Below are 8,924 nucleotides of genomic sequence, written 5' to 3'. Positions count from 1 at the left end.
GCCCAAGTCTAGTCGCTGCTGTCAGATCGGCAAGCAGCTAAACACCAAGTGTGGCGATAAAGGACCCGATCCGCCGCGACGAGCGGTTACGAACCCGGCGTCCAGGCGTCGTAATCGCCCGTTACCTGCGGGCGGTGCTGGTTGGTGAGCACAGAGCCCTTGGGGCGATAGGCGGCGGCACTTCCGGTGAGGTTCGGCTGATGCGGCTTCTGCCAGTCGCGTGGCTTGTAATTGTCGCTCGGCGGCGCGATATCGACACGGTGATGCATCCAGCCATGCCAGCCGGGCGGAATCATCGAGGCTTCCGCATAGTCTCGATAGATGACCCAGCGGCGGGTGCGGCCTTCCGAATCGACACCACCCTCGTAGTAGACGTTGCCAGCCTCGTCCTGCCCGACTTTCTTGCCATGCCGCCAGGTGTGGAAGCGCGTGCCCAGCGTCTGGCTATTCCACCAGGTGAAAAACTGCAGAAGGAAAGTCTTCATCCAAATCCTCGTGGCAAGCCCTCGCGGCGGCAGCGGCGGCGCCTGTTTCCTGCTTATGGCGTCAGGCCATCGCTAAGGCAAGGATTTTGCCGCAAGCGCCACGCAAATGGCTGTCAGAAAACCGATGCAAACCCGGCGAGCCTTTCGCGGCGGTCGAAGCATCCCTTGCCAAGGCTGCCCCGTCTTTCTAAAGCTCTGCGCGTCCCATGCAGGTATCCAGTCAGATTGACGGTTGAGGGAGGTAAAGATGGCCCCGGATTCATCCGACCCTGAGCTGCGAATCAGTGCCAGCTCCATTCGCCTGCGCAAGGGCGGCGTGCCGGTCGTCTGCCTCACCGCCTACACCTATCCCGTCGCTCGCCTGCTCGACGATCATGTCGACCTGCTTCTGGTCGGCGACAGCGTCGCCATGGTTCTCCATGGCCACAAGACCACGCTGGGCGCTTCGCTGGAGATGATGATCGCCCATGGACAAGCGGTGATGCGGGGTTCGGCCAGGGCCTGCGTGGTGGTCGACATGCCGGCCGGAAGCTATGAGGCAACGCCGTGCCAAGCCGTCGCCTCGGCTCGGCGGATCGTCAACGAAACCGGTTGTCAGGCCGTCAAGCTGGAGGGCGGCGTTACCGTTGCCCGGCAGATCGCGGCGATCGTCGCTGCCGGCATTCCGGTCATGGGACATATCGGCTTGCAGCCGCAATCGGTGGAAAGCGACGGCGGCTACAGGATCAAGGGCCGTACCGAGGAGAATGTGGCGGCGCTTTATCGCGACGCCAGCGCGGTCGAGAAGGCCGGCGCGTTTTCGGTAGTCATCGAAGGCACCGTCGAGACCGTCGCCGCCGACCTCACCCGGCACATTTCCATTCCAACCATCGGCATCGGCGCCAGCGGAGACTGCGACGGCCAGATCCTGGTCATCGACGATATGGTCGGCCTGACCGTCGACCGCGTGCCGAAATTCGTCAAGGAATATGCCGACTTGCGCAGCGTCATATCGCAGGCGGCAGCCAGCTATGCAGCGGAGGTGCGAAGCCGGACATTCCCCGGCCCGAACCACGTCTTTTCGGCCGCAGCCGAACAAGGGCAAAGAATGAGTTGGGACAAAGAATGAGCCGAGACAAAGCATGAGCCGGCCTCTCATCGTCGACAGCGTCGCCGCCCTTCGCGCGCAAATCCGCGACTGGCGTCGCGATGGCCTCAGCCTTGCCATGGTGCCGACCATGGGTGCACTGCATGACGGCCATGTCTCGCTGATCGGGATCGCACTCGAAAAGGCCGATCGCTGCGTTCTCTCGATCTTCGTCAATCCGACGCAGTTCGCGCCGAGCGAAGACCTCGACAAATATCCGCGCCAACTCGCCCGCGACCTCGACCGGCTGGCCGAGACCGGCGCCCAACTCGCTTTCACCCCTAGTGTGGCGGAGATGTATCCGGCTGGCTTCGCCACAAGGATCTCGGTCGGCGGGCCAGCCGCCGGGCTGGAATCGGATTTCCGTCCGACCTTCTTCGACGGCGTCGCGACGGTCGTGGCAAAGCTCTTCCTGCAGGCGTCGCCCGACTGTGCGGTCTTCGGTGAAAAGGACTACCAGCAGCTTTGCGTCGTCAGGCAGCTCTGCCGCGACCTCGATCTGCCGGTGGAAATCATCGGCGCGCCAACGGTACGCGACGCACATGGCCTCGCCATGTCCTCACGCAATGCGTATCTGAGCGAAGCCGAGCTGGAGGTGGCGCGCCAGCTCAACGCCATATTGCGCCGGACGGCGGCGGCACTAGCGGCAGGCGCGGATGAAGGCAGCGCGACCGCCGAGGCCAGCCGCGCGCTCGTCAAGGCTGGCTTCGACAAAATCGATTATGTCGCGGCGCGCGAGAGCCTGACGCTCGCCCCATGGCGGAGAAACCGTGACGGACGCCTGCTCGCAGCCGCCTGGCTGGGCAAGACCCGGCTGATCGACAATGTGGAAATTCCCTCCGCCTAAAGCGCGTCGCGTTTGGATGGATTCATGCGACGCGCTTTAAGTTCTTGTTTTTATGCTTGTCGTTATCGCAAGACCGCTTCGCACTTTTGCGCGACATGCATTAGGCCAATCAGGCGACCTTGAGATCCTTCATCGCCTTCTCGTAGACATCTTTGATCGGCTTGGATACGTCTTCGGCGGCTTTCGTCGCGGCCGCCTGAAACTCCTTGCCCTGCTCGACGGTCTTTTCCACCTGCTTGCGCAGGAAGGCAGTCTGCAGTTCGATGAACTCGGAGGGCGATTTCACGGCAACCAGGGCTTCGAGGTGAGAAAAGCTGGCCTCAACATTTGCGCGCAGCGCGGCGATCGTCTTCAGCGACAGCTCATTGCCAGCGGTCTTGGCTGTTTCGAAGGATGACTCAAGAGCCTTTTGGGTCGCCTCGGCGCCGGTCGCCAATTTCGATAAGGCTTCTTTCGACTGCTCGACGCCCTTTTCGGCGACAGCGCGGAACTGATCGGTTGCCGCGGTCGGGACTTCTGCATTCTCGATGATTTCAGCAGTTTTATCAGCGGTCTTGGTCATAGTTTCCATCCTTTGCGGTTGGCGACCTTGTAGAAAAGCCGTCTCGTTCATCTAGCAGCCTGACGTTACGGCATCTGCAGTGCATTGCAATATTTTTGTGCGTCGCACCATGCCTTTTTTGCCTCAGCGTTAGCCACTGCTGAATTCTTACCGGGCGGGTTTTGCGGACGACAGCTGAGAAAGTATTCAGGCAAGAATTGCAAAACAGTGGCCCGCTCCAATCGCGCCTGTCCGATACACGGTTCGCCTCGCGAATTACGGTGACCGTGCACCTTTTATTTCCCCGACTGCCGCGTTTTCCGGATTTCACGGTTTTTTCGGTTTGCTCGGCAATCCGATCCAGAAGTGCTTCGCTCCCCACCGGCCAGCACAGCCGAGCAAACAGCGCAAAAACTGCACTGTCACCCTAATTCACCCTAATTCCAATCTGCATATTTTTTAGACCTTTGTGGACGACATCTTCAGAATCCAAGCTACCAGGCCGGCTCGGCTACAATTCGGCCAAAATCATGGTGCGGTCCTGCGCGCTCCAGGAGCGCAGCATCGATGCTCGGCTGGAATGAGAACGTTTCCTGGCGCGGATCCCAACCTTGATACCGGCACATGTCGAGCGGCTGCTCCCCTATCTGTTCCTGCTTGCATTGACCTGCATCGCGGTCGCCTTCCGGCCGCTCCTGCCGGTCGATGAAACGCGATATCTCAGCGTCACCTGGGAGATGTATCTGAGCGGACAGATCTTCGTTCCGACGATGAATTTCGCGCCCTATCTGCAAAAGCCGCCGCTGCTGTTCTGGCTTATCGACCTGGCCTGGGACATTTTCGGCGCAAGTCGGGTTGCCGCGATGCTCGTCATCTTCGTCGCGTCGTCGCTCGTCATCTGGCTGACGACGCGTCTGACAAAAACCCTCTTTCCCAGGCGCGACGACATCGCAAGCCGTATCCCTTGGCTCGTCGCCGGAAGCACCATCTTCGTGATTTATTCGACGCTGATCCTGTTCGACATGCTGCTGACTGTCTTCGTGCTCGCCGCGCTTTTGTCGTTGCTTGCCTTTGCCAAAAACGGCAACCATTGGCACGCCGTGCTGGCGGGATTGTTCATCGGACTGGGTGTTTTGACGAAAGGTCCGGTGGTGCTCATCCATGTCGGCGCCCCTATCCTGCTCTATCCGTTCTGGCGCGATCGGCAGGCCGGGCTGGCGACGCCGAAATTTTTTGCCGGGGCGGGTCTGGCAATTCTCGCCGCATTGATCCCGGTGGCGATCTGGCTGGTGCCGGCGACCATCCAGACGAAAGGCAACTTCGTCTACGACCTTGTCTGGAACCAGTCGGCAGGGCGTGTCACCGGCCACCTGCACAACTCCCATGGCCGGCCGTTCTATTTCTACGTCGTGCTGTTGCCGATCATGCTCATACCGTGGATCTTCATACCCGAAGTGTGGCGGCTGAAGCTGGGCGCCCGGATACGTGGCCTGATCGACACGAAATCGCCGGACCTGCGCGCACTGCGCCTGCTGTCGTTCTCGTTCGTCGCGGTTTTACTGGTTTTCAGCGCGATATCCGGCAAGCAACCTCACTATCTGGTGCCGATGCTGCCATTTGCGACCATCCTGTTCGGGTATTTCATGGCGGAGATTCCCCCCGCGAGGCTCAGAAACTCGGCCTTCGTCCTGCTCGCAATTTTCGGCATCGGCCATGCCGCAGCATCAGCGACCTCTTTCAGACGCGAAGATCTCATGCCGCTGGCCAAATTCATCGCCGAGCGAAAGAACGCCGACTGGGCCGTCGCCTTCGACTACCAGGACGAGGTCGGTTTCCTGGCCCGGCTGCAGAAGCCGTTCGAAAGCACTGACAATCCCGAGGAATGGCTTCGCTCGCATCCTGGCGGCTATGTCATCGACAAATCCAAGGACACTGGGACGTCGGAGCAAATCGCTTTCCGCCTTCACGTCGAACGAGGCTATCTTGTCGTCCTCAAGGGACAACATTGAGGGCGCCGCAACCGACCGCGCAGCCCGTAAAACGCAACTGACTGCGACATATCCGGGCAGACAAATCTATCCGATCGCCTTCTCGCCGGCAGCCCTGAACCGCCGCCACAGTCGGCGGTGTTGCCGGCGGGCAAAAACCCTTTCGAGCGATAGAAGGCGACGGCCGGAGCGTTTGCCTCTTCCACTTCGACACGCAGCGTCCGCGCCACCGGAAGCTGGCCTCGACCTCTTCCAGCAGCGCCTGGCGATCCCTTGCCTCTGGCAGGTCGGATGCACGTAAAGCTGGTTCAGCATTACGATCTTCGCATCCGCGGTGGCTGCGGCGAAAGCCATGCCGCCGATGAGCCTGCCGTCGTCTGCGACCAGGAATTCGGAGTTCGGCCGTGTCAGCCGCGCTCTACAGCGTCGCGCGTCCTTCGGACGCGCAAAGGACGTTGTAGCACTTTTGATTTTGCGCATGATCCTTTCCGAAATCGATTCCGATTTCGGGGTCATGCGCTGAGCGAGGCGATCGAATGCCATTCGTCAGTGATCTCGGTGACTTTGGCAGCACCATAGATGGCGTCATAGGTGGCATGCCACGTTTCGACCAGCAGCGCCCGGATGGCAACCAGATCGCGTTCGCTGGCGGTGCGAACGAACATCGGTTTTCTCGCTGACGGCTCGGCTATGCTTCGACAGGTCTGCGTTTGAGATCGATCACGGCAAGCAGCACGACCCAGATGAGGAGCACCAGGCTGCCCGCCATGTTGGCCGCCATGGCGATATCGGAGAAACCTGTTGCCGCCGTGGCGACGCCGCCAATCAGGACGCCAACAGCCCCTGCGCTGCCGAGCAACGACATCCAGACTGGACAGTGCTTCGCCTGTTGCAGCGCGATGCTGGCGAGCAGGACGGTCAGGCCGAGCAGCACGGCGCTCACCGCGGCAAAGCCGATTTCGATCTGCCGCACCGCAAAGGCAGCGTTGAACAGCGATGCCTTTGCCGCATCGTCAGCCATGGCCCATGCGTTGACCATGGCCTTCAGGGCGATGCCGTCGACTGCCTGCAAAGCCGCCGCAGCCGCAAGCGACGCCGCGCCAAATACGATGGTGAGCAGAGCAAAGCCCCGCGCCGGACCGTCGAACAGACGGCCAATGATCAAAAGCATGCCGGCGATCATCGCCACGACACCGGCAAGTTGGGCCATGTGACTAAAAAGCCAATTGTGATCGGCGGAATACTCACCGAAGGCGCGAAGCGCATCACTCGGGTCCTCATGCATCGGATGCAACAGCGTGCCGACGAAAAGCAGCACGGCACCTGCGATCAGCAGCGCCGACGAGAGACCTGCCTGATTGCGCGGCCGTGGTCTTGCGTTCATTGCGCTATTCGATCCCGAGCTTGGCCTTGACGAGATCGTTGACCGCTTGCGGGTTGGCCTTGCCGCCTGTCGCCTTCATCACCTGGCCGACGAACCAGCCGGCCATGGTCGGCTTGGCGCGCGCCTGCTCGACCTTGTCCGGATTGGCTGATATCACCTCGTCGACCGCCTTTTCGATGGCGCCGCTGTCGGTGACCTGCTTCATGCCGCGGCTTTCGACCAACTGGCGCGGATCGCCGCCTTCGTTCCAAACGATCTCGAACAGATCCTTGGCGATCTTGCCGGAGATGGTGCCCTCCTTGATCAGGTCGATGACCGCGCCGAGCTGATCGGGCGAAACCGGAGCATTTTCAATACCCTTGCCGGCTCTGTTCAACGCGCCTAGCAGATCGTTGATGACCCAATTGGCGGCGAGCTTGCCGTCGCGACCAGCGGCCACCTTCTCGAAATAGTCGGCGACCGCCTTTTCCGACACCAGGATTGAGGCGTCGTAGGTCGACAGGCCAAGCGAGGAGATCAGCCGCGCCTTCTTGGCGTCGGGCAGTTCAGGCAGATCGTTTGCCAACGCATCGACATAGGCCTGGTCGAATTCCAGCGGCAGAAGATCGGGATCCGGGAAATAGCGGTAGTCGTGCGCTTCTTCCTTGGAACGCATCGAGCGCGTCTCGCCCTTGTTGGGGTCGAACAGCCGCGTTTCCTGGTCGATCTTGCCGCCATCCTCTAGGATGGCGATCTGGCGGCGCGCCTCGTAGTCGATGGCCTGGCCGATGAAGCGGATGGAGTTGACGTTCTTGATCTCGCAACGCGTGCCGAATTCGCCGCCAGGCCTGCGCACCGAGACGTTGACGTCGGCGCGCAGCGAGCCTTCGTCCATATTGCCGTCGCAAGTGCCGAGATAGCGCACGATGGTGCGCAGCTTGGTGACATAGGCCTTGGCCTCGTCGGCGGAGCGCATGTCGGGCTTGGAGACGATCTCCATCAACGCCACGCCGGAGCGGTTGAGGTCGACATAGGACATCGTCGCATGCTGATCGTGCATCGACTTGCCGGCGTCCTGCTCCAGATGCAGGCGCTCGATGCCGACCTCGATGTCCTCGAATTCGCCCTGTCGGTCCGGGCCGACCGAGACGATCACCTTGCCCTCGCCGACGATCGGCTGCTTGAACTGCGAGATCTGATAGCCCTGCGGCAAATCGGGATAAAAATAGTTCTTCCGGTCGAAGACCGATTTGTGGTTGATCTCGGCCTTCAGCCCGAGGCCTGTGCGGATCGCCTGCTTGACGCATTCCTCGTTGATGACCGGAAGCATGCCCGGCATCGCCGCATCGACCAGGCTGACATTGGCGTTTGGCGGCGCACCGAAAGCCGTCGAGGCGCCGGAGAACAGCTTTGCTTGCGAGGTCACCTGCGCGTGCACCTCGAGGCCGATGATGATTTCCCAGTCGCCGGTGGCACCTGATATCAGGCGCTTGGCGTCGGGTGTGCGAGTATCGATGAGGGTCATAGTGGCCTGCGAGTTATCGGTGACGGAATTCACTTCTCAACGTGAATTCCGTCACGTCCGACGTGAAAGTCACTCGCTAGTGCAAACCGCAAAAAGAGACAAGCGCAAAGCCAAAGCTGGCGCTTCACATCGAATCCAGCCGGCCGGCTGAAGAAATAAGGCGTCACGCCGTCGCGATGTAGGCCCTGATCTCCGCGGCCTCGCGCTCGACATCCTCGATGCGCCGCTTGACCACATCACCTATGGACACGATGCCGTCGAGCAGGCCGTCCTTTTCCACAGGCAGATGGCGGAAACGGCCACTGGTCATGATCTCCATGACTTCATTGACGGTGTGGTTCTCATTACAGATCTTCACCTTGGGCGTCATGGCCGAACGCACCGCGATATCCAGTGCGGCGGCTCCTTCCCTGGCGAGGACCCGCACGACGTCGCGCTCGGAAAGAATACCGACGATCTTATGATCGCCATTGGTGATGACCAGCGCACCGATCCTGTGTTCGGCCAGGATGCGAATGGCCTCGCTCAGCTTTTCGTTCGGCCCGAGCGTCAACACGTCATGGCCTTTCTGCTCGAGAATTGCCTTAACAGTCATGGCGTCCTCCTCAGTTTTACTTGCCGGTTCCTGCCCTGACCGGCTTTCCTTTTGCGCATGACCCCGAAAATCGGCCCCGATTTTCGGAAGGATCATGCGCAAATCAAAGTTCTACAGCGTCCTTTGCGCGTCCAAGAGGACGCGCGGCGCTGTAGTGAACATCGTGCGCCGCGATCGATTGCATTTCAAGTGCGGCGATGCTTAAGCCGTGAACTCATCCGGCTGCTGCCGTCGATCGAAAGCGCGCAGGCCGAAGAAGCCGGCGACGAAACCGCCAATATGCGCCTCCCAGGCGATCTGGCTGTCGATGCCGGGCGCGAAGGCAACGAGGCCGGTGGCGAGATTGATCACCATCCAGATGGCAAGAAAAGTCACAACGCCGCGCGAGCGGAACACTGCCGCCATCGGCAGCGGCGCGCCGGCGAAGGCGGCTTTGCCGCACGAGCGGTCCGTG

Annotated in this window: 9 protein-coding genes and 1 pseudogene; 3 read left to right on the top strand and 7 right to left on the bottom strand. The window is 60.8% G+C overall.

Annotated features, from left to right (window positions below; translation table 11 throughout):
• Nucleotides 1-86: 86 nt before the first annotated feature.
• Nucleotides 87-485, bottom strand: a complete 399-nt coding sequence (locus EOA86_RS11465) for an NADH:ubiquinone oxidoreductase subunit NDUFA12 (RefSeq protein ID WP_029353808.1) — start codon at nucleotides 483-485, stop codon at nucleotides 87-89.
• 247 nt (nucleotides 486-732) lie between these two features.
• On the opposite strand from EOA86_RS11465, the gene panB reads away from it, so the two are divergent.
• Entirely contained in the window at nucleotides 733-1,593 is an 861-nt protein-coding gene (gene panB / locus EOA86_RS11460; RefSeq protein ID WP_128341722.1) for a 3-methyl-2-oxobutanoate hydroxymethyltransferase, read from the top strand.
• 13 nt (nucleotides 1,594-1,606) lie between these two features.
• Nucleotides 1,607-2,458, top strand: coding sequence for a pantoate--beta-alanine ligase (gene panC / locus EOA86_RS11455; protein ID WP_127211429.1), 852 nt, complete (start codon nucleotides 1,607-1,609; stop codon nucleotides 2,456-2,458).
• A gap of 109 nt (nucleotides 2,459-2,567) precedes the next feature.
• Here the strand turns inward: panC and EOA86_RS11450 are convergent, their stop codons facing one another.
• Nucleotides 2,568-3,020, bottom strand: coding sequence for a phasin (locus EOA86_RS11450; RefSeq protein WP_065008202.1), 453 nt, complete (start codon nucleotides 3,018-3,020; stop codon nucleotides 2,568-2,570).
• 590 nt (nucleotides 3,021-3,610) lie between these two features.
• On the opposite strand from EOA86_RS11450, the gene EOA86_RS11445 reads away from it, so the two are divergent.
• Complete coding sequence (locus EOA86_RS11445; RefSeq protein WP_127211430.1) at nucleotides 3,611-5,008, top strand: glycosyltransferase family 39 protein; 1,398 nt, start codon at nucleotides 3,611-3,613, stop codon at nucleotides 5,006-5,008.
• Between the two features lie 83 nt (nucleotides 5,009-5,091).
• On the opposite strand, the pseudogene EOA86_RS11440 reads toward EOA86_RS11445, so the two are convergent.
• The 5 genes and pseudogenes from EOA86_RS11440 to EOA86_RS11420 all read right to left on the bottom strand — a co-directional run.
• A pseudogene (locus EOA86_RS11440) lies at nucleotides 5,092-5,652 on the bottom strand (GNAT family N-acetyltransferase); the annotation flags it as partial.
• A gap of 23 nt (nucleotides 5,653-5,675) precedes the next feature.
• Entirely contained in the window at nucleotides 5,676-6,371 is a 696-nt protein-coding gene (locus EOA86_RS11435) for a hypothetical protein (protein ID WP_065008199.1), read from the bottom strand.
• Between the two features lie 4 nt (nucleotides 6,372-6,375).
• Nucleotides 6,376-7,875 carry an Asp-tRNA(Asn)/Glu-tRNA(Gln) amidotransferase subunit GatB gene (gene gatB / locus EOA86_RS11430; protein ID WP_128341720.1) on the bottom strand — a complete coding sequence of 500 codons (1,500 nt, stop codon included), beginning with the start codon at nucleotides 7,873-7,875 and terminating at the stop codon, nucleotides 6,376-6,378.
• Between the two features lie 163 nt (nucleotides 7,876-8,038).
• Nucleotides 8,039-8,470, bottom strand: a complete 432-nt coding sequence (locus EOA86_RS11425; protein ID WP_023798170.1) for a CBS domain-containing protein — start codon at nucleotides 8,468-8,470, stop codon at nucleotides 8,039-8,041.
• 201 nt (nucleotides 8,471-8,671) lie between these two features.
• Nucleotides 8,672-8,924 (bottom strand): rhomboid family intramembrane serine protease (locus EOA86_RS11420; protein ID WP_128341718.1); only part of this gene is annotated, 253 nt, incomplete at its 5' end.

This window comes from Mesorhizobium sp. M5C.F.Ca.IN.020.32.2.1 (genome assembly GCF_004023105.1).
Lineage (GTDB): Bacteria > Pseudomonadota > Alphaproteobacteria > Rhizobiales > Rhizobiaceae > Mesorhizobium > Mesorhizobium wenxiniae.
This window is presented reverse-complemented; position numbering and strand designations above follow the sequence as displayed.